The organism is Enterobacter soli (assembly GCF_964208575.1).
Taxonomy (GTDB): Bacteria; Pseudomonadota; Gammaproteobacteria; order Enterobacterales; family Enterobacteriaceae; genus Enterobacter; species Enterobacter soli_A.
Genome location: NZ_CAXOFU010000035.1, coordinates 1 through 24278, shown reverse-complemented (window position 1 = coordinate 24278; position 24278 = coordinate 1). Strand labels below are relative to the sequence as shown.

23 protein-coding genes are annotated in these 24278 nt (G+C 55.7%); 15 read left to right on the top strand and 8 right to left on the bottom strand.

Translation table 11 applies throughout. From position 1 onward, the window contains the following. Window positions 1-162: 162 nt before the first annotated feature. The 4 genes from tyrP to AB6V08_RS22480 all read right to left on the bottom strand — a co-directional run bounded on the left by tyrP (window position 163) and on the right by AB6V08_RS22480 (window position 4855). Window positions 163-1374 (bottom strand): tyrosine transporter TyrP, encoded by a 1212-nt coding sequence (tyrP, locus tag AB6V08_RS22495; RefSeq protein WP_368544972.1) that lies wholly within the window; start codon window positions 1372-1374, stop codon window positions 163-165. A gap of 178 nt (window positions 1375-1552) precedes the next feature. Then, a complete protein-coding gene (gene ftnA, locus AB6V08_RS22490; RefSeq protein ID WP_368544971.1) occupies window positions 1553-2050 on the bottom strand; it encodes a non-heme ferritin in 498 nt (165 codons plus the stop codon). Window positions 2051-2253: 203 nt separating this feature from the next. Then, the gene (gene yecR, locus AB6V08_RS22485) at window positions 2254-2592 is read right to left on the bottom strand and encodes a YecR family lipoprotein (protein WP_368544970.1); all 339 of its coding nucleotides are present in this window, start codon (window positions 2590-2592) and stop codon (window positions 2254-2256) included. Between the two features lie 103 nt (window positions 2593-2695). Further along, window positions 2696-4855 (bottom strand): HD domain-containing phosphohydrolase, encoded by a 2160-nt coding sequence (locus tag AB6V08_RS22480; protein ID WP_368544969.1) that lies wholly within the window; start codon window positions 4853-4855, stop codon window positions 2696-2698. A gap of 243 nt (window positions 4856-5098) precedes the next feature. On the opposite strand from AB6V08_RS22480, the gene AB6V08_RS22475 reads away from it, so the two are divergent. Next, on the top strand, window positions 5099-5737 hold the full coding sequence (locus AB6V08_RS22475) for an RpiB/LacA/LacB family sugar-phosphate isomerase (protein WP_368544968.1): 639 nt from the start codon (window positions 5099-5101) through the stop codon (window positions 5735-5737). 41 nt (window positions 5738-5778) lie between these two features. On the opposite strand, the gene AB6V08_RS22470 is transcribed toward AB6V08_RS22475, so the two are convergent. Then, window positions 5779-7197, bottom strand: a complete 1419-nt coding sequence (locus AB6V08_RS22470) for an MFS transporter (RefSeq protein ID WP_368544967.1) — start codon at window positions 7195-7197, stop codon at window positions 5779-5781. 219 nt (window positions 7198-7416) lie between these two features. On the opposite strand from AB6V08_RS22470, the gene azuC reads away from it, so the two are divergent. Beyond that, a complete protein-coding gene (azuC, locus tag AB6V08_RS22465) occupies window positions 7417-7500 on the top strand; it encodes a stress response protein AzuC (protein WP_014832437.1) in 84 nt (27 codons plus the stop codon). A 108-nt stretch (window positions 7501-7608) separates the two neighbouring features. Further along, a complete protein-coding gene (locus tag AB6V08_RS22460; RefSeq protein ID WP_234674401.1) occupies window positions 7609-7860 on the top strand; it encodes a DUF2766 family protein in 252 nt (83 codons plus the stop codon). 79 nt (window positions 7861-7939) lie between these two features. Here the strand turns inward: AB6V08_RS22460 and AB6V08_RS22455 are convergent, their stop codons facing one another. Next, window positions 7940-9283: an anaerobic C4-dicarboxylate transporter gene (locus AB6V08_RS22455; protein ID WP_368544966.1), complete on the bottom strand. Its 1344-nt coding sequence runs from the start codon at window positions 9281-9283 to the stop codon at window positions 7940-7942. A gap of 159 nt (window positions 9284-9442) precedes the next feature. Beyond that, window positions 9443-9946 (bottom strand): non-heme ferritin-like protein, encoded by a 504-nt coding sequence (locus tag AB6V08_RS22450; RefSeq protein WP_368544965.1) that lies wholly within the window; start codon window positions 9944-9946, stop codon window positions 9443-9445. Between the two features lie 546 nt (window positions 9947-10492). Here AB6V08_RS22450 and AB6V08_RS22445 point away from each other — a divergent pair. The 6 genes from AB6V08_RS22445 to otsA all read left to right on the top strand — a co-directional run bounded on the left by AB6V08_RS22445 (window position 10493) and on the right by otsA (window position 17316). Beyond that, window positions 10493-11050, top strand: a complete 558-nt coding sequence (locus AB6V08_RS22445; protein WP_368544964.1) for a DJ-1/PfpI family protein — start codon at window positions 10493-10495, stop codon at window positions 11048-11050. Between the two features lie 316 nt (window positions 11051-11366). Beyond that, window positions 11367-12356 carry an arabinose ABC transporter substrate-binding protein AraF gene (gene araF, locus AB6V08_RS22440; RefSeq protein WP_368544963.1) on the top strand — a complete coding sequence of 330 codons (990 nt, stop codon included), beginning with the start codon at window positions 11367-11369 and terminating at the stop codon, window positions 12354-12356. A gap of 72 nt (window positions 12357-12428) precedes the next feature. Beyond that, window positions 12429-13943, top strand: a complete 1515-nt coding sequence (gene araG / locus AB6V08_RS22435) for an L-arabinose ABC transporter ATP-binding protein AraG (protein ID WP_368544962.1) — start codon at window positions 12429-12431, stop codon at window positions 13941-13943. A 14-nt stretch (window positions 13944-13957) separates the two neighbouring features. Continuing rightward, window positions 13958-14938 carry an L-arabinose ABC transporter permease AraH gene (gene araH / locus AB6V08_RS22430; RefSeq protein WP_368544961.1) on the top strand — a complete coding sequence of 327 codons (981 nt, stop codon included), beginning with the start codon at window positions 13958-13960 and terminating at the stop codon, window positions 14936-14938. A 175-nt stretch (window positions 14939-15113) separates the two neighbouring features. Beyond that, window positions 15114-15917: a trehalose-phosphatase gene (gene otsB / locus AB6V08_RS22425; protein ID WP_368544960.1), complete on the top strand. Its 804-nt coding sequence runs from the start codon at window positions 15114-15116 to the stop codon at window positions 15915-15917. Beyond that, on the top strand, window positions 15892-17316 hold the full coding sequence (otsA, locus tag AB6V08_RS22420) for an alpha,alpha-trehalose-phosphate synthase (RefSeq protein ID WP_368544959.1): 1425 nt from the start codon (window positions 15892-15894) through the stop codon (window positions 17314-17316). Before otsB ends, otsA begins: the two co-directional genes overlap by 26 nt. A 17-nt stretch (window positions 17317-17333) precedes the next feature. Here otsA and uspC read toward each other — a convergent pair whose 3' ends face one another. Beyond that, window positions 17334-17762: a universal stress protein UspC gene (uspC, locus tag AB6V08_RS22415; protein WP_368544958.1), complete on the bottom strand. Its 429-nt coding sequence runs from the start codon at window positions 17760-17762 to the stop codon at window positions 17334-17336. An 801-nt stretch (window positions 17763-18563) separates the two neighbouring features. Here uspC and flhD point away from each other — a divergent pair. The 6 genes from flhD to cheW all read left to right on the top strand — a co-directional run bounded on the left by flhD (window position 18564) and on the right by cheW (window position 23990). Further along, window positions 18564-18914, top strand: a complete 351-nt coding sequence (gene flhD / locus AB6V08_RS22410) for a flagellar transcriptional regulator FlhD (protein ID WP_234674410.1) — start codon at window positions 18564-18566, stop codon at window positions 18912-18914. A gap of 2 nt (window positions 18915-18916) precedes the next feature. Further along, complete coding sequence (flhC, locus tag AB6V08_RS22405) at window positions 18917-19495, top strand: flagellar transcriptional regulator FlhC (protein WP_010432486.1); 579 nt, start codon at window positions 18917-18919, stop codon at window positions 19493-19495. Window positions 19496-19618: 123 nt separating this feature from the next. Beyond that, window positions 19619-20506, top strand: coding sequence for a flagellar motor stator protein MotA (gene motA, locus AB6V08_RS22400; RefSeq protein WP_008500417.1), 888 nt, complete (start codon window positions 19619-19621; stop codon window positions 20504-20506). Further along, entirely contained in the window at window positions 20503-21432 is a 930-nt protein-coding gene (gene motB / locus AB6V08_RS22395; protein WP_368544957.1) for a flagellar motor protein MotB, read from the top strand. Before motA ends, motB begins: the two co-directional genes overlap by 4 nt. A gap of 4 nt (window positions 21433-21436) precedes the next feature. After that, on the top strand, window positions 21437-23467 hold the full coding sequence (gene cheA / locus AB6V08_RS22390; RefSeq protein WP_368544956.1) for a chemotaxis protein CheA: 2031 nt from the start codon (window positions 21437-21439) through the stop codon (window positions 23465-23467). 19 nt (window positions 23468-23486) lie between these two features. Continuing rightward, window positions 23487-23990, top strand: a complete 504-nt coding sequence (cheW, locus tag AB6V08_RS22385; RefSeq protein WP_131632234.1) for a chemotaxis protein CheW — start codon at window positions 23487-23489, stop codon at window positions 23988-23990. Window positions 23991-24278 lie beyond the last annotated feature (288 nt).

Here is a 24278-nt window from a genome sequence, read left to right as displayed (position 1 = left end):
GAGGGGACCGCGAAGCGGCGATTTTCATGGCCGGGAGCGGGGATTGATAAGGGGGCCGCGGTGGCCCCCTTATCTCGTTCACAAGCTCTGAACGTCTTATTTTCTGATGGCTTAAGGTGAACGAAACAATTCCACAGTCATTTCAGAGATATAACAACCCCATCACCCCACCTCCGGCAATCCCCCCGCCGCAATCAAAACCTGCACCAGAATAATCGCCACGCCGCAGGCAAACACCAGGCACAGCAGCGGTTTACCGCCTGCCACACGGTATCCCTGTCCGGGATGACGCTGGCGGCTCTTCCATGCCAGCAGGGAAGGCAGCAGCAGCGCCAGCACCGACAGCGCCACGCCCGCATAGCCCAGCGCCATCACAAATCCGCGCGGATAGAACAGCGCGAAGGCCAGCGGCGGCAGGAAGGTAATCATCCCGGTCTGCAAACGTCCGGCGGCGGTGTTGCGGCGCTGGAACAGGTCGGCAAGATAATCGAACAGCCCCAGCGCCACGCCGAGGAACGAGGTCGCCAGCGCGAGGTCGGCAAACAGATGCACTGCCAGCTCAACGTGGGAGGAGGTCACCACGTCACGCAGCGCGACCAGGAATCCATTCAGGCCCGAATGTTCCGCCATCAGGCCGATAAAGGTCGAAGAATCGATGCTGCCCAGCGTCACCAGCTGCCAGAAAATATAGGCAATCAGCGGGATGGCGCTACCGATCATAAAGACGCGGCGCAGCTTGCGGATATCGCCGTTCATATAGCTGACGATGCTCGGCACGCTGCCGTGGAAGCCGAACGAGGTGAAAATCACCGGGATAGCGGACAGCGCCAGCCCTTTCTCAAGCGGCAGGCTCAGCAGGTTGACCTGGTGAACGTGGGGGGCCAGCAGAACCAGCATCACCACCAGGAACAGGATCTTGGCGCTGAACAGGAAGCGGTTGAACAGATCGACCAGCGAGGTTCCCACGCACACCACGCCGCCGCCGATCAGGGCAAAGCCTATCGCGCCCGTGGCAGGGGAAACCGACGTTCCAAACCAGTCGTTGACGCTGGACGCGATAAGCTCTCCGGCGCCGCTGATATAGGCCGCGGTCAGAGCATACATCAGGAACATCATGCTAAAGCCGGTTATCCACTGGCCGTAGCGGCCCAGATAGCGTGCGGCGAGCGAACCCAGTCCCGTATCGGCAGGCACGTGCTGATACACCTCAAGCAGCAGCAGCGCGGTGTAGCACATCAGCGCCCACAGGCCGACCAGCAGCGCCAGCGTTACGCTGAATCCGACACCGGCGGCCGCCAGCGGCATTGCCAGCATTCCTGCGCCAATCGTGGTGCCCGCGACGATAAAAATACTTCCCAGGGTTCTGTTTTTCACGCTTTCCTCTACAGCCGTTCCACTTCGCGACAAAATCTGCGGCGCAGAGTAAGGGAAAAGCGCGAACTCGTCAAATGACCGTTACAAGCAGTGTAATGATTTATTTACGGGTTTTGCGGGGGAGGTATAAAGGGGGGAGATAAAAAAAAGGCGCTGAGCAGTCAGCGCCGGAGAAGCATTAATTTTGCGTATCGAGAGTCGCAAGCTCTTTATCAATGAAGTAGAGGCCTTCGCCGGATTTACCCGCCAGAGACAATTTATCCAGCACGGATTTAAACAGCTTCTCTTCTTCGTGCTGTTCGGCAACGTACCACTGCAGGAAATTAAAGGTTGGATAATCCTGGCCCATCATGGCCGCGTGAACCAGTTCGTTAATTTTCTGGGTGATCAGCTGCTCGTGCTCGTAGGTGGCGCGGAACAGATCGTCGAGAGAGGCATATTCCGCAACGGGGGAAGCCACCGGCTCGATGCGCGGCAGGCTGCCGGTATCGGTCAGATAGTCAAACAGGCGCTGCATGTGGGTCATCTCTTCCTGCGCGTGGCGGCGCAGAAACGCCGCGGCACCTTCAAAGCTGTGATAGCTGCACCACGCGCTCATCTGCTGATAAAGCAGAGAGGAATAGAGTTCAAGGTTCATTTGCGCATTAAGCTTGTCGATCATTTCAGTTTTAAGCATGGTGCAGCTCCGGTTTATTATTTTGGGTTCACAATGAGCGCCACTATAATTTGTTATTTAATTATTTGCAAAAAGTAAAATAAATATCTTATTTATTAAAAATACGAATGGGAATAACACGCATTTAATTACGCTTTATATATTAATGAGAATTGTTTTTGTTCTTAATTAAATAAACTGCCAGCAAATACTGGCAGTGAGGATTAATACCAGGGATTCGCGGTATTGGGATTAACGGCGTAGCCCATGCATTTGTACTGAATGGTAACGCTCTCGTTCAGGCACAGTGAACCGCTGATAACGGTGCAGGTTTTGATGGGCTGACCGTACGCCGAGGCGGTGGCGTAACCCATGCTTTGGCAGGCTTTTGTCGCGGTGCCGTTCGTCACATAGTCATCGTAACGGGCGTTCTGGAACATGGCCTGACCGTAGTCGAGTCGGACTATCCCGTTTGGTGCGTCCAGGCTGCTCACCTGCGCCTGGCGGGTGACGCTACAGCCCGCCAGAAACAGCATCGCAGCGGCAACGAATACTCTTTTCATAGTTCGCTCTGAATAAAATGAGAGACACTATCCTAACCTCTGCCGCCCGGCGCAATGGCTTGAATAGCCGGGCTTTCTGGCCTTTCTCTTTGCAACGGGGCGGCTAGTCCGAAAGGCTGTCAAAAATCATCCTGAACTTTAAATGGTGCTGGCGAAACAGGGCGATGAGCTGCGGATCGAAATGCTTGCCCGCGCCTTTGAAGATAATTTCGCAGGCCTCCTCGTGGCTGAAGCCCGGCTTATAAACCCGCTTTTGCCGCAGGGCGTCATACACGTCGGCAATCGCCAGAATGCGCGCCTCAAGCGGGATTTGCTCGCCGCGCAGCCCCTCCGGATAGCCGCTGCCGTCCCATTTTTCGTGGTGAAAGTGAATAATGTTTTCCGCCACGGCCCCTAATGAAAGCCCCTGAATAATGCGCCAGCCCTTGATGGTGTGCAGCTTCATCTCGCTGAACTCCTCCACCGTCAGCGAGCCCTGCTTGCGCAAAATGCGTTCCGGTACCGCAATTTTGCCGACGTCGTGCAGGGAGGCGAAATGCTCGATATCGCGGATCATGCTGCGCGACAGCCCAAGCTCCCGCCCCATTAATCCGCAGTATTTCGACACCCGCTGAATATGGCTTCCGGTTTCGTCGTCGTGGGCGCGGTTAACCTTTTCCAGCGCCTGCACAATATTGCGGTTAACAATGCGGTTCTGGCGAATGTGGCGGCGCATCATAAATAACATGCCGATGCTGAACAGCGCGGCGATAAGCAAAATAACGCTGATAATTTTGAGCGTGTTTTTGGTTAATTCCGGGAAGACGCTGCGCTCCGGCGGGCGCTCAAGCTGCGTGCGGAATTCCGACAGGCGGTGGATCTGGGTCAGCAGGTGAAATAACGGATGGTCCGGCTGAACCCAGGGGCCAATAATAAACTCGGAGCGGGTGATACCCGCTACCTTCAGCACGCCGCGAAACAGCTCATTGCCGCGCAGGGTGGACTCCAGCGAGCTGAGATCGCCGAGGATAAAGTCAATCTTGTTGTCCTCAATGGCGTTAATAAGCCCCTCAACGCTGGGGCGGGTCACAATAATCACGTCATTTCCGAACCGCCGTTGAAGATAGCCGGCGGAAAACGAACCCTCCAGCACGCCCACGCGCTGGCTGCGAATGCTCTCTTCGTCCCACAAAAAGGGTTTGCCGATGCGGTTGTAATAGACGTTATGCCAGGCGATATCCGGGCCGATGCGTCCGTCCGCATGCGCCGCGTCGCTGCGCTCAACGATATCCACCAGGCGCACGGGCCAGCGCCGGGTCGGAAGCATGGCGGCATAGTTATCCACGAAGCTCACGTTCACGCGCATGCCCAGTAAATCGCGCATGTCGTTCACCATGTCTATGGCCGTGCCGTGATAGCCCTGACCGTCCTTCCAGATAAGCGGCGCGAAGTTTTCATTTTTCGGCAGCGTGACCTGCAGCGTGTTGTTCGCGATCCACTCGCGCTCGGTGCCTGTAAGCACGATGCGGCTCAGGAGATAGTCCCGGCGGCTGTTCTCAAGAGCTTTGTTCATTTCGCCGCTGCGGTACCACTCGCCGATAAAGGCGTTGATCTTGTCCCGCAGCGGGAGAAGATCGGGGCTGAAGGCTAAAACCACCGGAATGCGCAGCTCGGGAAAAGGGCGCGAGATCAGGTAATAGCGCTGCGTGTTCTCCATCTCCGAGGCGTCGTTGATGTAAAAGTCTGCCTGGTGTTCGCTCAGCAGCCGGAAGGCGTCGTCGCTGGTGGCAACAAGGCGCAGTGAGCGGAATTTAAGCTCGGGATAGCGCTGCTGGACGCTCTCAAGGGTGGCGTCATCTTTGCGAAAGATCACCCGCGCGTGGCTTAGCTGGTCGACGTTGGTGGCCGTCATCGACAGGCTGGCGGCCACCACTTCGTTATCAAACAGGCGCGCGGAGAGGATTTTGCTGCGGGCGCGTTTTTCGGTACGCAGCACGCCGGCGTAAACGCCGTGGCTGTCGCTGGCGAAGCGCTGCCCGATTTCGCTGCCGGAAAGGGGTCTCATCTCCAGACGGGTGCCATATTTTTGGTTAATGGCGGCAACCAGAGTGGGGTAAAAGCCGCGCAGCTCTCCCTGCGGCGTGCGCCAGACTTCAAAGTTATTGGCATTGTAAAACCAGACGGGAACCGGCTCCTCGGCGCGTGACGCAAACGAAAATCCCCACAGCAGGGCGATAAAGGCGAAAAATAAAACGATGCGTGGCTTCCGGCGTCGCAGATTCACAGGGGATCCCCAGATTTTTATCTTCTTTTAATGCAGTCTAGCTAACTGGCTGAACGGGGAGTAGTGATTTCTCCACTTTGCCGCCCGCTGCGCCGTTTCGCTGATTCATCGTGAATTTGTGAGCCTGCTTTTGTTTTTTAAAACAAGTTTTCACTTAATTTGAAAGCATGTTTGTTTGATAGTAAGGTGAAGAGGATCAGATATCCCGGCGGGCTTCGCCGCAACGCATTCAGGAGAGTAAAGATGAAAATTGCACTGATGATGGAAAACAGCCAGGCAGGTAAAAATCCCATCATCCTTAATGAGTTGAAAGCGGTTGCCGATGAAAAAGGCTTCCCGGTATACAACGTCGGGATGAGCGACGAGAACGACCATCACCTGACCTATATTCATCTGGGCATTATGGCGAGCATTCTGCTGAACTCGAAAGCGGTGGATTTCGTGGTCACCGGCTGCGGCACCGGGCAGGGCGCGCTGATGTCCCTGAACATCCATCCGGGCGTGATCTGCGGTTATTGCATCGATCCGGCAGACGCGTTCCTGTTTGCGCAGATCAACAACGGCAACGCGCTGTCCCTGCCGTTTGCGAAAGGCTTTGGCTGGGGCGCAGAGCTGAACGTGCGCTTTATCTTCGAGAAAGCCTTCACGGGCCGCAACGGGGAAGGCTATCCGCCAGAGCGTAAAGAGCCGCAGGTGCGCAACGCCGGTATTCTGAATCAGGTGAAAGCGGCGGTGGTGAAAGAGAACTACCTCGATACGCTGCGCGCTATCGACCCTGAGCTGGTGAAAACCGCCGTGTCCGGCCAGCGTTTCCAGCAGTGCTTCTTTGAAAACTGCCAGGACAAAGAGATCGAAGCCTTCGTTCGCGGTATCGTCGGCTGATGACCTCCACGCCGGGCGGCGAACCGCTCGCCCGGCCTGTTTTATTTCTTCACCGACACCGCGCTGCCCGCATCTTTTGCCAGGCGCAGGGTATCAAACATCCCCACCAGACAAACTAGCCCGATAATCACAAACGCCAGCCGGAAGCTCATGCCCGGTATCGCGCCTGTTCCGGCGATCTCGCTGACTTTCTCCCCGATACGAATGCCGATTGCCCCGAGGGTGATCCCAAGCCCTACCGCCAGCTGCGTGGCGGTGGAGAACAGCGTATTGGCATAGCTCATCTGCTCTGAAGGCACGTCGGCAAAGGCCAGGGTGCTTACGGCGGTAAACTGAATGGAGCGGAACACCCCGCCCAGATAGAGGATCAGCATAATCAGCCAGACCGGGGTTTGCGGCGTCAGAAGCGCGCAGGCCAGCAGGGCCAGCACGTTGAGCGCGCCGTTGATCAGCAGCAGCTTTTTAAAGCCTAAACGGCGTATGAGCGGGGTGGTGGCAGGCTTAATGGTCAGGTTGCCGACGAACACCGCCAGCACCAGCAGGCCCGAATGAAACGCGTCCATCCCGAACCCGACCTGAAACATCAGCGGCAGCAGGAAAGGCACCGCGCTGATGGAGGCGCGAAAAAGCGAGCCGCCGTACATCGTCACGCGAAAGGTGGGCACCTGCATCGCGTCGAGGCGGATCATGGGCCACCGCGCGCGCCTGAAGTGGCGCAGGGCATACGCCAGTGCCGCAGAGCCGACGATCAGCAGCGTGAGGGTTAGCCCCGCCTGCATATGCTGCCCGCCCATCATCTCCATCGCGGTGACCAGGCTCACCATCGCAACGGTGGTAGCGATAAAGCCCGGCAGGTCGAAGGGGCGACGGGTATCTTCATGCAGGTCCGGGATAATACGCAGCGCCAGGATAATCGCGACGAGGCCCAGCGGAACGTTAATAAAGAAGATCCAGCGCCAGTCGGCGTAGCTGGTGATAAACCCGCCCAGCGGCGGGCCGATAATGGGGGCGACCAGCGCGGGCCAGGTGAGGGTGGCAATCGCGGCGATCAGCTGATGTTTTGGCGTGGTGCGCAATACCGCCAGGCGGCCCACGGGCACCATCAGCGCGCCGCCCATCCCCTGCAGCACGCGCATGGCGACGAACTGGTCGACCGTAGTGGAAAGGCCGCAAAAAACCGAGGCCAGAGTGAAAATGGCCAGCGCGAGGGCGAAGACCCTGCGCGCGCCGAAGCGGTCGGCAATCCAGCCGCTGGCGGGGATCAGCACCGCAAGGGTGATCAGGTAGGCGCTGATGCCGATGTTCAAATCGACCGCCCGCACGCCAAAGCTTTTCGCCATATCCGGCAGCGCCGTGGCGATCACCGTCCCGTCCAGAAACTCCATAAAGAACGCGCCGGCAACCAGCAGCGCCGCGGGCGACAGGCCGCGACGCTCTTTGCCGGAGAGATTTTCACTCATTTTCTTCCTGCCATATCAAAAAAATTTATAAAAATTTACTGGAATTTATAGGGTCGTAACCTGTGGATTTATCTTGTGTTTTTTAACAAATGCTTAGCACTAATGATTTTATAACCGTGATTTGAGTCACATAAACATTGATTTTTGTGATGGCGGTCATATTATAAGCGCATTGACAATAACACCTGCATAACAAAACAAATTACCGGAGCATTCCAGATGAAACTGCGCAAAATCCTGAAAAGCATGTGGGCTAACTACTGCAACACATTTAAAGACGTACCACCGGGTGCTATGTTCTGATGAAAAAACCTGCTTCGGCAGGTTTTTTTATGCCTGTAAACGACGAGAGGGAAGATGAAAGGGCTGACGTTTTGCTACTATGGCGGCCTTTGAATAAGGAGAAAGCCTATGTCTCAAAACCTGAGCGCCGATCAGGAACTGGTGTCTGACGTCGTTGCCTGTCAGCTGGTCATTAAACAAATCCTTGACGTGCTGGACGTGATTGCGCCTGTTGAAGTGCGCGAAAAAATGTCCAGCCAGCTGAAAAATATCGATTTCACCAGTCATCCTGCTGCGGCCGATCCGGTGACGCTCCGCGCTATCCAGAAGGCTATCGCGCTGATTGAGCTGAGATTTACACCGCAGGGTGAGTCTCACTAAAATAAACCGATGTTTTGAATTTAGAAACTGTTTTCTGAAAAAACGTCGAAGGGCGACAGAACTGTCGCCCCGAAAGCCTTTAAAAGAACGTCTGCACCAGCAAATAGCTCGCCACGCACGCGCAGCTCACGCCAATCAGTCCCGGCAAAATAAAGCTGTGGTTAATGATAAAACGCCCGATCCGCGTCGTTCCTGAACGGTCAAAGCCGATGCAGGCCAGATCGCTTGGATAGGTCGGCAGCACGAAATAACCGTAAGAAGCCGGGAAGAAGGCGATCAGCATTTTAGGATCGATGCCGAGCATCAGCCCCATCGGCGCCACCGCGGTCAGCGCTGCCGCCTGGCTGTTTACGAGCTTTGAGACCAGGAACAGCACGATGGCGTAGGTCCAGGGATGGCTTTTCACCACCCCTTCAAGCGCCATTTTCAGCTCGTCCAGGTGCGCCTGGAAAAAGGTATCGCTCATCCACGCCACGCCAAACACCGAGAAAATCGCCACCATCCCGGCCTTGAATACCGCGCCGTTGGAAATGGCGGAGGCGTTGACCTTGCAGGCCATCAGCATCACGGCCCCGGCAATCAGCATCATCATCTGAATCACCAGGTTCATCGACAGCGCCGTCATTTTGCCTTTGATTTCAAAGGCCGGGCGCAGCTCCGGCAGGGCGCCGAGCAGCACCACTACCGCAATCCCGGCAAAGAAGATCCACGTTGACCAGTACGCCTGTTTTGGAAAGCGCTGATCCATCAGGGTTTCGGTGCTGCCGTAGATAAACTCCCGCTGCTTCGGATCGTTGAGCTTTTCCTGGAACTCGGCGTCGTCCGCCAGATCTTTCCCCCGGCGCAGGCTCCAGAGGGCGGCAATCGCCACGCCGAACAGCGACGCGGGCACCGACACCGCCAGAATTTCCAGAATCCCCCACGCGTGCCCGATCCCGTGCTGCGCCCCGAGGATCGAGACCAGCGAGACAACCGCAACGGACACCGGAGAGGCGGTGATCGCCATCTGCGAGGCAACCGACGCCACGGCCATCGGGCGTTCAGGGCGAATGCCTTTTTTCAGCGCGATATCGGCAATGATGGGAAACATGGTGTAGACCACATGCCCGGTGCCGCATAAAAAGGTCAGCATCCAGGTGGTGAAAGGGGCGAGCAGCGTAATGTGCTGCGGGTGTTTACGCAGCAGGCGCTCGGCGAACTGCATCATCACGTTCAGACCGCCGGCGGTTTGTAAGGTGGCGGCACAGCCAATGACCGCGAGGATCGTCAGCATGACGTCCACGGGCGGCTTGCCGGGCTGGAGCCCAAAGACAAAGCTCAAAATGAACAGGCCGATACCGCTTATCAGGCCAAGCCCCATTCCTCCGAAGCGCGTACCGACCAGCAGGCAGAGAATAATGACAATAAACTCGATGGTAATCATGAAGCTCCCTCGTCAATGATAAAGAAATTGCCTAAATCATTACACGATGTAGGGATATTCATTGGGAGCGAGATCTGATTTGTTAAATGTCAGCAAAAGCAGGGAGTTGGTTCGAGAAGAGGCGGCCTGCACCCCGGTAAGCGGGTGCAGGCGTAAAGATCAATGGTGCTTGTCGGTCACGATTTCGAGGACGTGGCGGTCGGTCTGCTCCGGGCACAGTCCGGCGCGTTTCGCATTCACGATCTCGGCGGCGAGGATCTTAAGCAGTTCGCCGTCCTGCTGTTGCTCTTTACCCATGTCTTCCAGGAAATGAAGCGTGGTGCTGTCTTTCTGCGCTTTGGCTTCATCCGCCAGGCTGTTCAGCGTGACGCAGCGCTGCTCGAACTCCGCCAGCGTTTTCTGAAACAAATCCTCCAGACAGGAGTAATCGTCTTCCATCATATCGATGGCTTTAACGATAGGGTTCGCCCCGACGTGTTTCATAAATTCGAAGACGCGCATCATATGGGTGACGTTGCTTTGCGCCTGGGTGCGAAAGAAGGTGGCGGTACCGTTGAGGCTGTTCTCAGAACACCAGTCGCTCAAATACAAATGCAGATTAGAGGCGTAAAACTCGAGATTCATCTGCGCATTCAGTTTTTGAATCATCGCTTGAGTAGCCATACTAATATCCTTATTTATGGGGACTAAAATGTCCGCTGCTTAACCTGACTCGGCAGGTCGTATACGCTTATCGCACACGTGAACAACATGCGATAAAGAAGGGCAGAATAGAGATATTCTGTGTTCCGGAATGTTTTCGAATAATCACGTCATGTGTTCGATACAAATAAGCATACCCCCTAAAGGGGTATAAGAAAACTCTTAGAGACGCGACTTTTACGGAACATTACAACTTTTAATATAGTTTAAATGCCCAAACAGGCTTACACATTTTGACGCGTTTTAACTCGTTGAAATAAAAATATTTTGATATTGCCGGTAGCGTTAGGTGCGATTATTAAATGCGTTTCAGAAGGATCTAACGCCATTCTCATTAACGTGATTAAAAACAATATTTCTATTTGCGGATATATCCTGTAGCCGCCAAAATTGCGTCAGATCATTTTTTGCCGCCATCCGTGATTCTGTGATCGCTATGCAGGTTTGCGCTGCTTCACTCTGTAAAATGAAACAATGTTTTAAGTTGTTTTGAATACGAGGGTTAACATGGCTACAGTTGCGGTGCTGCTGGCACCAGGGTTTGAGGAAGCGGAAGCAATTATCACCATCGATATTTTGCGCCGTATGAATATTGAGGTTGAAACGCTCGCCTGCGCGGCGTCTCGCGCGGTGGTGAGCTATCACGATATCCCGATGGTGGCAGACAGCACCCTGGCGGAACGCATCGACATGCTGTATGACGCGGTGGTGCTGCCGGGCGGGCCGCAGGGCAGCGCCAGCCTGGCGGCCAGCCGGGACGTGGTGCGCTTTGTTGCGGCCCACGACGAGAGCGGGAAGCTTATCTGTCCTCTCTGCTCTGCCGCCGCCCGCGTTCTGGGCGGAAACGGTCTGCTGAAGGGGCGTCGCTACGTCTGTTCCGGTGATTTATGGCAAACCATCACCGACGGGGAATATGTCGATGCGCCGGTGGTTGAGGATAAAAACCTGATCAGCGGTAAAGGTCTCGGCCACGCCTTTGATTTTGCCCTGACCCTGTCCGCGCGTTTATTGGGTGACGAGATTCCGGTTCGCGATCACGCGGAACACATTTATTACGCCTGGTAATTTTTCCCCCGGGCGCTATGTCGCCCGGTCAACAGGGACGTCTTGGCTGGTCTTATGGATAATCCTGCTTAACCCACTTCTATTTGTCCGACAATACTCGCCTTTTTTATGTCATTTTTCGCTGAATTTATGTACGCAATTACTGTAATTCTGCGGTGTGATGGCGCTCTCTTATGGATGATTAATTTCCCGCTAAAACTATCTCCAGCACTAACGCTTATTTAGAGGTAAGCGCTAATGTCTTGTTTTACGTCTGATTAAATAAGAAATACGCCAATATTCCCTACAGAAAAGATTGCTAAAGCTGGAGTTTACCATGCACAAATTTACTAAAGCGCTGGCGGCCATCGGTCTGGCTGCCGTTATGTCACAATCCGCTATCGCAGAAAATTTAAAACTCGGTTTTTTAGTAAAACAGCCGGAAGAACCCTGGTTCCAGACGGAATGGAAATTCGCCGATAAAGCCGGGAAAGATTTAGGTTTCGACGTCATTAAAATCGCCGTGCCTGACGGTGAGAAAACCCTTAACGCCATTGATAGCCTGGCGGCCAGCGGCGCGAAAGGATTTGTTATTTGTACCCCGGATCCAAAGCTGGGCTCCGCCATTGCGGCGAAAGCGCGCGGCTACGACATGAAGGTCATCGCCGTGGATGACCAGTTCGTTAACGCCAAAGGCAAACCGATGGACAGCGTGCCGCTGGTGATGATGGCCGCGACCAAAATCGGCGAGCGTCAGGGGCAGGAGCTGTACAAAGAGATGCAAAAACGCGGCTGGGACGTGAAAGAGACCGGCGTGATGGCGATCACCGCAGACGAGCTGGACACCGCGCGTCGCCGCACCACCGGCTCAATGGACGCGCTGAAGGCGGCGGGCTTCCCGGAAAAACAGATCTACAAAGTGCCGACCAAATCTAACGACATCCCGGGTGCGTTTGACGCCGCGAACTCCATGCTGGTACAGCATCCGGAAGTGAAGCACTGGCTGGTGGTCGGCATGAACGACAACACCGTGCTGGGCGGCGTGCGCGCAACGGAAGGCCAGGGCTTCAAGGCGCCTGACGTGATCGGTATCGGCATCAACGGCGTTGACGCCGTGAGTGAACTCTCGAAAGCGCAGGCGACGGGCTTCTACGGCTCTCTGCTGCCAAGCCCGGACGTGCACGGCTACAAGTCCAGTGAAATGCTCTACAACTGGGTCACCAAAGGGGCAGAGCCGCCGAAATTCACCGAAGTGACCGACGTGGTGCTGATCACCCGCGACAACTTCAAAGAGGAGCTGGCGAAAAAAGGATTGGGCGGTAAGTAATTCGCTGTGATTGCGCCCCTCGCGGCGACGCGAGGGGCCAGACGTACACACTACAGGAATCACGGAGTCGTTATGCAACAGTCCTTACCGTATCTCTCTTTTCGCGGCATCGGTAAAACCTTCCCCGGGGTAAACGCGCTGACCGATATCAGCTTCGACTGCTATGCCGGCCAGGTTCACGCGCTGATGGGGGAGAACGGCGCGGGGAAATCCACGCTGTTGAAAATCCTCAGCGGCAACTACACGCCCACCACCGGCACGCTGGCCATTCGCGGTGAAGAGGTGGCGTTTGCCGATACCACCGCCGCGCTGAACGCCGGCGTGGCCATTATCTATCAGGAACTGCACTTAATTCCTGAAATGACGGTGGCGGAAAACATCTATTTAGGCCAACTCCCGCACAAAAGCGGCGTGGTGAATCGCTCGCTGCTCAACTACGAAGCGGGGCTGCAGCTCAAACATCTGGGGCTGGACGTCGATCCGCAGACCCCGCTCAAGTATCTCTCCATTGGCCAGTGGCAGATGGTCGAAATCGCCAAGGCGCTGGCGCGCAACGCCAAAATTATCGCCTTCGACGAGCCAACCAGCTCGCTCTCCGCGCGTGAAATCGACAACCTGTTCCGCGTGATCCGCGAGCTGCGTAAAGAAGGCCGCGTGATTTTGTACGTTTCGCACCGTATGGAAGAAATTTTTGCCCTCAGCGACGCCATTACCGTCTTCAAAGACGGGCGCTACGTCCGCACCTTCAGCGATATGCAGCAGGTCAATCACGACCAGCTGGTGCAGGCGATGGTGGGCCGCGAGCTGGGGGATATCTACCACTGGCAGCCCAGAGAGTACGGTCCGGAGCGCCTGCGTCTGGACAGCGTCAAAGCCCCGGGCGTGCGCACCCCGATTTCATTATCCGTGCGCAGCGGCGAGATCGTCGGGCTGTTCGGCCTGGTCGGTGCCGGGCGCAGCGAGCTGATGAAAGGGCTGTTTGGCGGGACGCGTATCACTGAAGGGCAGGTCTCCATTGACGGCGAGGCGGTGGATATTCAGAAACCCGCTCACGCGATTCGCGCCGGGATGATGCTCTGCCCGGAAGATCGCAAAGCGGAGGGGATTATTCCGGTTCACTCCGTGCGCGACAACATCAACATCTCGGCAAGACGGAAGTTCATCCGCGCGGGCTGCCTGATTAACGACGGCTGGGAGTCGAGCAACGCCGACCACCACATTCGCTCGTTGAACATCAAAACGCCGGGCGCGGAGCAGCTGATCATGAACCTCTCGGGGGGTAACCAGCAGAAGGCAATCCTGGGCCGCTGGCTGTCCGAGGACATGAAGGTCATTTTGCTCGATGAGCCGACCCGCGGGATCGACGTGGGGGCGAAACACGAAATCTATAACGTGATTTACGCGCTGGCAAAGCGCGGCGTGGCGGTGCTGTTCGCCTCAAGCGATCTGCCCGAGGTGCTGGGGGTTGCCGACCGCATTGTCGTGATGCGTGAAGGTGAAATTGCCGGTGAATTGCTTCATGAACAGGCGAATGAACAGCAGGCGTTGAGCCTCGCCATGCCTAAAGTTAGCCAGGCTGTCGCCTGAGTAAGGAGTCAATGATGTCTTCTGTTACTACATCCGGAGCGCCGAAATCGGCTTTCAGTTTTGGCCGCATCTGGGATCAGTACGGCATGCTGGTGGTGTTCGCCGCGCTGTTCCTCGCCTGCGCCATCTTCGTCCCGAACTTTGCCACCTTCATTAATATGAAAGGGCTGGGGCTCGCGATCTCCATGTCCGGCATGGTGGCCTGTGGGATGCTCTTCTGCCTGGCCTCGGGGGATTTTGACCTCTCCGTGGCGTCGGTGATTGCCTGCGCGGGCGTCACCACCGCGGTAGTGATCAACATGACCGAAAGCCTGTGGATTGGCGTTTTCGCCGGACTGATGCTCGGCGTGCTGAGCGGCCTGGTGAACGGCTTCGTGATTGCGCGCCTCAAGATAAACGCGCTGATCACCACCCTTGCCACGATGCAGATCGTGCGCGGTCTGGCCTACATCATCTCGGACGGCAAGGCGGTGGGGATTGAAGACGAGCGCTTCTTCACCCTCGGCTACGCCAACTGGTTAGGCCTGCCCGCGCCCATCTGGCTGACGGTAGCGTGCCTGATTGTCTTTGGCTTCCTGCTTAATCGCACCACCTTTGGCCGAAACACCCTGGCGATTGGCGGTAACGAAGAGGCGGCGCGTCTGGCCGGTGTGCCGGTGGTGCGCACCAAGATCATCATCTTTGTGCTCTCCGGGCTGGTATCGGCGGCGGCGGGGATTATTCTGGCCTCGCGCATGACCAGCGGGCAGCCGATGACCTCTATCGGCTATGAGCTGATTGTCATCTCAGCCTGCGTTTTGGGCGGCGTTTCCCTCAAGGGCGGCATCGGAAAAATCTCATATGTGGTGGCCGGTATCCTGATTTTAGGCACGGTGGAGAACGCCATGAACCTGCTGAACATTTCTCCGTTCTCGCAGTACGTGGTACGCGGCCTGATCCTGCTGGCGGCGGTGATCTTCGACCGTTACAAGCAAAAAGCGAAGCGCACCCTGTAGCCGCTTTCCTGCCTTTACATTGCTCAACTAATAACCTTAGTTGACCCCTTAACCGCCTCGCCAGTTTTGCTGGCGGGGCGGTTGTCAAATGGCGAGCGACGTCACACTGTCTATACTTACATGACTAATGAGGAGGTAAGGCTTTTACCTCTCACCAACCGTAAGGAGGAATAGGGTGGCTGACCTGTTAACTGCACCGCCTGCATTGCCTGGACAATTTGCGTTCTTTTTCGATCTCGACGGCACGCTCGCCGAGATAAAGCCTCATCCCGACCAGGTGTCTATCCCCGAGTCGGTTCTGAAGACGGTTTACGCGCTCTCGCAAATGAATGAGGGAGCACTGGCATTGATATCAGGGCGCTCAATGGCCGAGCTGGATAAGCTCGCCAGGCCTTACCGCTTTCCGCTGGCCGGCGTCCACGGAGCGGAGCGCCGCGACATCCATGACAACACGCATATCGTTTCACTCCCCGATGAACTGATTCAGACGCTGCACGCGCAGCTTGCTGCTGCCCTTGAGCATCTGCCGGGCACGGAGCTTGAAGCGAAAGGCATGGCCTTTGCGCTGCACTATCGCCAGGCGCCGCAGTACGAAGAGGCGGTGCTGAGGCTGGCAAGAAACGTGGCCGATGAACATCCGCAGCTGGCGCTGCAGCCGGGGAAATGCGTGGTGGAGATCAAGCCGAAGGGGATTAACAAAGGGGAGGCCATCGCCGCGTTTATGGCGTCGGCGCCGTTTAGCGGCAGAACGCCGGTATTTATTGGCGATGACCTCACCGATGAAGCAGGGTTTTCCGTGGTCAACCAGGCCGGAGGGATATCGGTAAAGGTTGGACCGGGTGAAACAAAAGCCGGATGGCGCCTCGGCAGCGTGGCCGCCGTCTGGCAATGGATAACAGATATCGCTAACCAGCAACAACTACAAATAGCGCAACATAATGGGGGAAATCAGTATGAGTCGCTTAGTCGTCATCTCTAACCGTATCGCACCGCCTGACGATAAAAAGGCGAGCGCCGGAGGCCTCGCGGTAGGGGTGTTAGGTGCCTTAAAAGCTACTGGCGGGCTGTGGTTTGGCTGGGGCGGAGACATCAGTAATGAAGAGAAGCCGCTGAAAAAAGTCACCCGCGGCAACATTACGTGGGCCTCATTCGATCTTAATGAGAAAGACTACGACGAATATTATTCAGAGTTCTCGAACGCCGTCCTGTGGCCCGCGTTCCACTATCGTCTGGACCTGGTAAAATTCCAGCGCGACGCCTTCGAAGGCTACATGCGCGTGAATGCCCTGCTGGCGGATAAACTGCTGCCGCTGATTGAAGAAGACGATATTTTATGGGTTCACGATTATCACCTGCTGCCATTCGCCAAAGAGCTGCGCAAACGCGGCGTGAATAACCGCATCGGCTTCTTCCTGCACATTCCGTTCCCGACGCCGGAGATCTTCAACGCGCTGCCGCCGCACGAGGAGCTGCTCGAAGCGCTGTGCGATTACGATCTGCTGGGCTTCCAGACGGAAAACGACCGCGTGGCGTTTCTCGACAGCGTGTCGGGCAAAACCCGCCTGGTGTCCGGCAGCGACAGGTCGCACACCGCCTACGGCAAAACCTTCCATACCGAGGTTTACCCTATCGGTATTGAGCCGGACGAGATTGCCGAGCAGGCATCGGGCCCGCTGCCGCCAAAGCTTGCCCAACTGAAGAACGAGCTCAAGAACGTCAAAAATATCTTCTCGGTGGAGCGTCTGGACTACTCCAAAGGCCTGCCGGAGCGTTTCCTGGCCTATGAAGCGCTGCTGGATAAATACCCGCAGCACCACGGCAAAATCCGCTATACGCAGATTGCGCCAACGTCGCGCGGGGAAGTGCAGGCCTATCAGGACATCCGCCACCAGCTTGAAACCGAAGCGGGGCGCATTAACGGCCGCTACGGGCAGCTCGGCTGGACGCCGCTGTATTACTTAAATCAGCATTTTGAGCGCAAAATCTTGATGAAGGTGTTCCGCTACGCCGACGTCGGGCTGGTTACGCCCCTGCGTGACGGGATGAACCTGGTGGCAAAAGAGTATGTCGCAGCACAAGATCCTGCCGACCCTGGCGTGCTGGTGCTGTCGCAGTTTGCGGGTGCCGCGAACGAACTGACCTCTGCGCTTATCGTGAACCCTTACGATCGCGATGAAGTGGCTCAGGCTCTCGACCGCGCGCTGAACATGCCGCTGGCGGAGCGTATTTCACGCCATGCGGAGATGATGGAAACGATCCGTAAAAATGATATCGACCACTGGCAGGCGCAGTTTATTCGCGATTTGCGCGGTATCGCGCCGCAGAATTCGGAGACGCATCTGCAAAAAAAGATCGCCACCTTCCCTAAGCTGGCGTAACGCCTTCCCGGGGGAAATTATTTTCCCCCGAGAGGAACCAGCAGCACGTCCACCTTGCTCGATGCGACAATGGATTTCGCCGAGCACGCCGCGCGGGAAAAGAAACTTTGGTTATGATTCCCGCAAATAACAAGGTCAATATTCTGCTTCCGGCACATGTCCAGAATATGTTCGTTTAATTCGCCCGTGGCTATTACGGTCTGATGAACAGGATATTGCGCCTTCTCAACCAGCTCCCGCAGAAATTGCTGAGTTTCCTCCTGCAGTACGTCACGAATATCTTCAAGCATCGGTGCAGCCAGTTGATTATACATCTCGGGTTCAGCGGCGAGAGTGATCAGGCTAATGCGGGCATGGGTGGGTTTTGCGATGGAAACCGCGCGGGCGACAAGCTGGTGGCTTTCCGGTGAAACAGCAACAGAAACAAGAAGATGGGTGTAGCTCATCACGCACTCCTTTGGTGTCTGAAACTCAACGTAACATCAGCATTACCGCGATTTTACAGCTTGTGCAAGAGGGCAATAGGTCATTAGTGTGAACCCTATCATAATTATTCATTAATTATTCTTATCAGAGGAATAATGGGAAATTGTGTCTGGATGATAAAAATTAGCAACTTAACATAAATAAAACACACATCCTGTTGTACTGCTAAATCGTTTTAACCGGTTATAAACGCAAATGAGATGATAACGCAGCGCAATTTATGCAAAGCAGTTTATCTGTAAGTCTCTGTTTTAAATGGTGTATGGAAAAGCGTATCTAAGATAGAGATGTTAACATCTTCATCACTCACGTCCCGTTCGCGCTAAAGCAATTGTCATACCCAACCCCTTCATACTTCTGCATGAGTATTCGATCATTAAGAATATAAAATAGTCCTGATTGGTCAACAAATGACCAAATTACAAATCATACTGATGGATTTGTGGGTCATATTCGCTTAAATTATGTGACGCAGATCACATTTTTTTTAAATTTTCACCGAGGCCGCATTGTATGTCTAAGAACTGACGAGTAGAGTTTGCGTCGAATTAGGAAAAATCTTAGTTATTTGTAAGAAATGATAAAGCGCGTAAGACACCGCACCAGCGTGTTGAACTGTTGCGCGTTTCAGTGCGTACAAACCTTAATTCAACTATGCATTTAGCCTTTTCTTTTTTTTTATACCGGGTGATTTCCCGGCGACATCACGGGGTGCGGTCTTTCCGCATAAAAATAATAGTTGGTTATTCGGGATGGGAAAAATGCATACATCCGAGTTGCTAAAACATATCTATGACATCAACTTGTCATATTTACTGCTCGCGCAGCGTTTGATTAGTCAGGACAAGGCGTCCGCGATGTTTCGTTTAGGTGTTAACGAAGAAATGGCAACCATGCTGGGTGGTTTAACCCTTCCACAGATGGTCAAGCTCGCGGAAACTAATCAACTGGTCTGTCAGTTCCGTTTTGACAATCCACAGACTATCACTCGTTTGACTCAAGAATCTCGTGTGGACGATCTGCAACAGATCCATACCGGTATTTTACTTTCAACCCGCCTGCTCAACGAAATCAGCCAGCCTGATGACGTAGCCCGGAAGAAAAGGGCTTAATAATGAGCGAAAAAAGCATTGTTCAGGAAGCGCGTGACATACAGCTGGCAATGGAACTGATTACGCTGGGTGCTCGTCTGCAAATGCTGGAAAGCGAAACGCAGCTGAGCCGTGGTCGCCTTATCAAACTGTATAAAGAGTTACGCGGCAGTCCGCCGCCGAAAGGCATGCTGCCGTTCTCAACGGACTGGTTTATGACCTGGGAACAGAACATCCACGCCTCAATGTTCTGCAACGCCTGGCAGTACCTGCTGAAAACCGGTCTGTGCAGCGGCGTTGACGCCGTGATCAAAGCCTACAAGCTATACCTGGAGCAATGCCCTCAGCAGGAAGATGGCCCCCTGCTGGCGCTGACCCGCGCATGGACGCTGGTGCGTTTTGTCGAAAGCGGAATGCTGGAATTGTCGCGCTGCAACTGCTGCGACGGCAATTTTATCACCCATGCTCATCAGCCCGCTGGCAGCTTTGCCTGCAGTTTATGCCAGCCTCCATCCCGCGCCGTAAAAAGACGTAAACTTTCCCGGGATGCTGCCGATATTATTCCACAACTGCTGGATGAACAGATCGAACAGGCTGTTTAACCCGAACGTGTGGGACCTATTCCAGCAGCGGTAAGAGATTACCGCTGCTTTTTTTTACCCCGCCTTCCGGTCACGCTGTCGAAATGAACGTCCTGCCTTAGTCACTAGCGGAAGGATGATGTCGTGCTTATCTTATTAGGTTACCTGGTAGTTCTCGGTACAGTTTTCGGCGGTTACATGATGACCGGCGGGCACCTTGGAGCACTCTATCAACCGGCCGAACTTATTATCATCGGCGGCGCAGGGGTAGGGGCTTTTATCGTTGGCAACAACGGTAAATCGATCAAGGGGACGCTGAAAGCTATTCCACTGCTGTTCCGTCGCTCGAAATACACCAAAAGCATGTATATGGATCTGCTGGCGCTGCTCTATCGCCTGATGGCGAAGTCGCGCCAGCAGGGGATGTTCTCGCTGGAGCGTGACATCGAAAACCCGAAAGAGAGCGAAATCTTTGCCAGCTATCCGCGCATTCTGGCCGACGCCATGATGCTGGATTTCATCGTCGATTATCTGCGCCTGATCATCAGCGGCAACATGAACACCTTCGAAATTGAAGCGCTGATGGACGAAGAGATCGAAACCCACGAAAGCGAATCCGAAGTGCCGGCCAACAGCCTTGCGCTGGTGGGCGACTCGCTTCCGGCGTTCGGTATCGTGGCGGCGGTGATGGGGGTGGTTCACGCCCTGGCCTCTGCGGATCGTCCGGCGGCGGAGCTGGGCGCGCTGATTGCCCACGCGATGGTGGGCACCTTCCTCGGCATTTTGCTGGCCTATGGTTTCATCTCCCCGCTGGCCAGCGTTCTGCGCCAGAAGAGCGCCGAAACCACCAAAATGATGCAGTGCGTGAAGATCACGCTGCTGTCAAACCTCAACGGCTACGCGCCGCCGATCGCCGTGGAATTCGGGCGTAAAACGCTGTACTCCAGCGAGCGTCCGTCGTTTATCGAGCTGGAAGAACACGTGCGCGCGGTGAAAAACCCAAACCAACAGACGACAACTGAGGACGCATGAAAAACCAGTCCCATCCGATCGTCATCGTAAAAAAGCGCAAGCACAAAGGGGGCGGGCACGGTTCGCATGGCTCCTGGAAAATCGCCTACGCCGACTTTATGACCGCCATGATGGCCTTCTTTCTGGTGATGTGGCTGATTTCAATCTCCAGCCCGAAAGAGCTTATCCAGATTGCCGAGTATTTCAGAACGCCGCTGGCCACGGCGGTCACGGGCGGACAGCGTATCTCTAACAGCGACAGCCCGATCCCCGGCGGCGGCGATGACTACACCCAGCAGAAGGGTGAGGTGAAAAAAGAGCCGAACATCGACGAGCTGAAAAAACGCATGGAGCAGGCGCGCCTGAAAAAACTGCGCGGCGACCTGGATCAGCTGATTGAGGCCGATCCGAAGCTGCGCGCGCTGCGTCCGCACCTGAAGATTGACCTGGTGCAGGAAGGGCTACGTATCCAGATTATCGATAGCCAGAACCGCCCGATGTTCAAAACCGGCAGCGCCGAAGTGGAACCCTACATGCGCGATATCCTGCGCGCGATTGCCCCCGTTCTGAACGGCATTCCTAACCGAATCAGCCTGTCAGGACACACGGATGATTTCCCGTACGCCAGCGGAGAGAAGGGATACAGCAACTGGGAGCTTTCTGCCGACCGCGCCAACGCCTCGCGACGCGAGCTGGTGGCGGGTGGGCTTGATGATGGCAAGGTACTGCGCGTGGTCGGCATGGCGGCAACCATGCGCGTCACCGACCGCGGGCCGGATGACGCCATCAACCGTCGTATCAGTCTTTTAGTGCTGAACCAGCAGGCGGAGCAGGCCATCCTGCACGAAAACGCCGAAAGTCAGAATGAGTCACTGGACGATTTAAAACAGCCTGGGGCCGTACCTTCGGCTGCCGTTCCAACATCGCCACCAGCCAATCCGAGGTGATAGCGTGAGCATGGATATTAGCGATTTTTATCAGACATTCTTTGATGAAGCCGACGAACTGTTGGCGGATATGGAGCAACACCTGCTGGATCTGGTGCCCGAAGCACCGGACTCAGAGCAGCTTAATGCCATCTTCCGCGCGGCGCACTCCATTAAGGGCGGTGCCGGAACCTTTGGTTTTACCATCCTCCAGGAAACAACCCATTTAATGGAAAACCTGCTGGATGACGCACGACGCGGTGAGATGCAGCTCAATACCGACATTATTAACCTGTTTTTGGAAACCAAAGATATTATGCAGGAACAGCTCGACGCCTATAAAAGCTCGGCAGAGCCTGATGCCGCCAGCTTTGAATACATCTGCAACGCGCTGCGCCAGCTGGCGCTGGAAGCCAAAGGTGAAGCTGCCGCGCCCGCGGTGAGCCCGGCAAACCTGAGCGTGGTGGACGCGGTGGCAACGCCGGAAGCCGCTCCGGCCGCGGCGGCAGGCAAACTGCGCGTGGTGTTGTCCCGCCTGAAAGAGAGCGAGGTGAACCTGCTGGAAGAAGAGCTGGGCAACCTCGCCACCCTCAGCAACGTGGTGAAGGGCAAAGACAGCCTGGCGGCGACCCTCGACGACGGCATTGGTCAGGACGATATCGTGGCGGTGCTGTGCTTTGTTATCGAAGCCGATCAGATTGCGTTTGAAACCGAATCCGCGCCAGCGCCTGCCCAGGCTGAAGACGTGGCGGTGGTTGAACCCGCTGCGGCACCTGCGGTGGTTGCTCCGGCGCCTGCGCTTAAGGCCGTGCCGAAAGAGCCAGCCGCTGCGCCGGGCCGCGGTGAAAAACCGGCGGCGCGCGCCAGTGAATCCACCAGCATCCGCGTGGCGGTTGAGAAGGTCGACCAGCTGATCAACCTGGTTGGCGAACTGGTGATCACCCAGTCGATGCTGGCCCAGCGCTCTAACGAACTCGACCCGGTGACCCACGGGGATCTCATCACCAGCATGGGTCAGTTACAACGTAACGCCCGCGATTTGCAGGAATCGGTGATGTCCATCCGTATGATGCCGATGGAATACGTCTTCAGCCGCTTCCCGCGCCTGGTGCGCGATCTCGCCAGCAAGCTCAACAAGCAAATCGAACTGACGCTGATGGGCAGCTCCACTGAGCTGGATAAGAGCCTGATCGAGCGCATCATCGACCCGTTAACGCACCTGGTGCGTAACAGCCTCGACCACGGTATTGAGCTGCCGGAAAATCGCGTTGCGGCGGGCAAATCCCCGGTCGGGAACCTGATTTTGTCGGCGGAGCACCAGGGCGGCAACATCTGCATTGAAGTCACCGACGACGGCGCGGGCCTGAACCGCGAGCGTATCCTGGCGAAAGCGATTTCTCAGGGCATGGCGGTGAGCGAAAACATGACCGACGAAGAGGTGGGGATGCTGATTTTCGCCCCTGGCTTCTCGACCGCCGAGCAGGTGACGGACGTGTCGGGCCGCGGCGTGGGCATGGACGTGGTGAAGCGTAACATCCAGGAGATGGGCGGCCACGTTGAGATCAAGTCTAAGCAAGGCTCCGGCACCACCATTCGCATCCTGCTGCCGCTGACGCTGGCGATCCTCGACGGCATGTCGGTGAAAGTGGCTGACGAAGTGTTCATTCTGCCGCTGAACGCGGTGATGGAATCGCTGCAGCCGCGCGAGGAAGATCTGCATCCGCTGGCGGGCGGCGAGCGCGTGCTGGAAGTGCGCGGCGAATACCTGCCGCTGGTCGAGCTGTGGAAAGTCTTCGAAGTGGACGGAGCAAAAACCGAGGCCACGCAAGGCATTGTGGTTATCCTGCAAAGCGCGGGTCGTCGCTACGCGCTGCTGGTTGATCAGCTGATTGGCCAGCATCAGGTCGTGGTGAAGAACCTCGAAAGCAACTACCGCAAAGTGCCGGGGATTTCTGCCGCCACCATCCTGGGCGATGGTAGCGTCGCGCTGATCGTTGATGTGTCAGCGCTTCAGGGATTAAATCGTGAACAACGTGTGGCATACACAGCCGCCTGATTAAGAAAAAGGTAATGACATGACCGGTATGAGTAATGTAACGAAACTGGCGGGCGAGCCATCTGGACAGGAGTTTCTGGTTTTCACCTTAGGCGATGAAGAGTACGGCATCGACATCCTCAAGGTGCAGGAAATCCGCGGCTACGACCAGGTTACCCGTATTGCGAATACGCCCGCGTTTATCAAAGGCGTGACCAACCTTCGCGGTGTGATTGTGCCTATCGTTGACCTGCGCGTGAAGTTCAGCCAGGGCGATGTGGAATATAACGACAACACCGTGGTGATTGTTCTGAACCTCGGCCAGCGCGTGGTGGGGATCGTGGTAGACGGCGTGTCCGACGTGCTGTCGCTGACCTCCGATCAGATCCGTCCTGCGCCGGAATTTGCGGTGACGCTGTCCACCGAATACCTGACCGGCCTGGGTGCGCTGGGCGAGCGTATGTTGATTCTGGTGAATATCGAGAAGCTGCTGAACAGCGATGAGATGGCGCTGCTGGATATTGCGGCGAATCACGTCGCATAAGGGAAGGGTAAAACGGCGACTGATGTCGCCGTTTTCATTTTTGCTCCCTCTCCCTGTGGGAGAGGGTTGGGGTGAGGGCATCAGACGGTATGTTACGTTTTAAGTGTTGAATTTTGGTGGAATGGTTTCGTTCACTAAGGCATCTCTGCTACCCGATCTCCCCGCTGCGGTGAACGAGTTAAGGGGGCTATCGCGCCCCCTTAACAATCCCGTCTCCCGGCCATGAAAATCGCCGCTTCGCGGTGCCCTCAGCTTATTCTCCTCCGCTTCGGGTCGGGGACGATGTCA

Excerpts from the sequence above, each read along its gene's own strand:
- AB6V08_RS22475 (WP_368544968.1), top strand. The coding sequence starts at position 5,099 with ATGAAAATTGCACTGATGATGGAAAACAGCCAGGCAGGTAAAAATCCC.
- AB6V08_RS22460 (WP_234674401.1), top strand. The coding sequence starts at position 7,609 with ATGTCTCAAAACCTGAGCGCCGATCAGGAACTGGTGTCTGACGTCGTT.
- AB6V08_RS22455 (WP_368544966.1), bottom strand. The coding sequence starts at position 9,283 with ATGATTACCATCGAGTTTATTGTCATTATTCTCTGCCTGCTGGTCGGT.
- flhC (WP_010432486.1), top strand. The coding sequence starts at position 18,917 with ATGAGCGAAAAAAGCATTGTTCAGGAAGCGCGTGACATACAGCTGGCA.
- uspC (WP_368544958.1), bottom strand. The coding sequence starts at position 17,762 with ATGAGCTACACCCATCTTCTTGTTTCTGTTGCTGTTTCACCGGAAAGC.
- cheW (WP_131632234.1), top strand. The coding sequence starts at position 23,487 with ATGACCGGTATGAGTAATGTAACGAAACTGGCGGGCGAGCCATCTGGA.
- yecR (WP_368544970.1), bottom strand. The coding sequence starts at position 2,592 with ATGAAAAGAGTATTCGTTGCCGCTGCGATGCTGTTTCTGGCGGGCTGT.
- araG (WP_368544962.1), top strand. The coding sequence starts at position 12,429 with ATGCAACAGTCCTTACCGTATCTCTCTTTTCGCGGCATCGGTAAAACC.
- AB6V08_RS22470 (WP_368544967.1), bottom strand. The coding sequence starts at position 7,197 with ATGAGTGAAAATCTCTCCGGCAAAGAGCGTCGCGGCCTGTCGCCCGCG.
- azuC (WP_014832437.1), top strand. The coding sequence starts at position 7,417 with ATGAAACTGCGCAAAATCCTGAAAAGCATGTGGGCTAACTACTGCAAC.
- AB6V08_RS22450 (WP_368544965.1), bottom strand. The coding sequence starts at position 9,946 with ATGGCTACTCAAGCGATGATTCAAAAACTGAATGCGCAGATGAATCTC.
- flhD (WP_234674410.1), top strand. The coding sequence starts at position 18,564 with ATGCATACATCCGAGTTGCTAAAACATATCTATGACATCAACTTGTCA.
- araF (WP_368544963.1), top strand. The coding sequence starts at position 11,367 with ATGCACAAATTTACTAAAGCGCTGGCGGCCATCGGTCTGGCTGCCGTT.
- ftnA (WP_368544971.1), bottom strand. The coding sequence starts at position 2,050 with ATGCTTAAAACTGAAATGATCGACAAGCTTAATGCGCAAATGAACCTT.
- motB (WP_368544957.1), top strand. The coding sequence starts at position 20,503 with ATGAAAAACCAGTCCCATCCGATCGTCATCGTAAAAAAGCGCAAGCAC.
- AB6V08_RS22445 (WP_368544964.1), top strand. The coding sequence starts at position 10,493 with ATGGCTACAGTTGCGGTGCTGCTGGCACCAGGGTTTGAGGAAGCGGAA.
- araH (WP_368544961.1), top strand. The coding sequence starts at position 13,958 with ATGTCTTCTGTTACTACATCCGGAGCGCCGAAATCGGCTTTCAGTTTT.
- otsA (WP_368544959.1), top strand. The coding sequence starts at position 15,892 with ATGAGTCGCTTAGTCGTCATCTCTAACCGTATCGCACCGCCTGACGAT.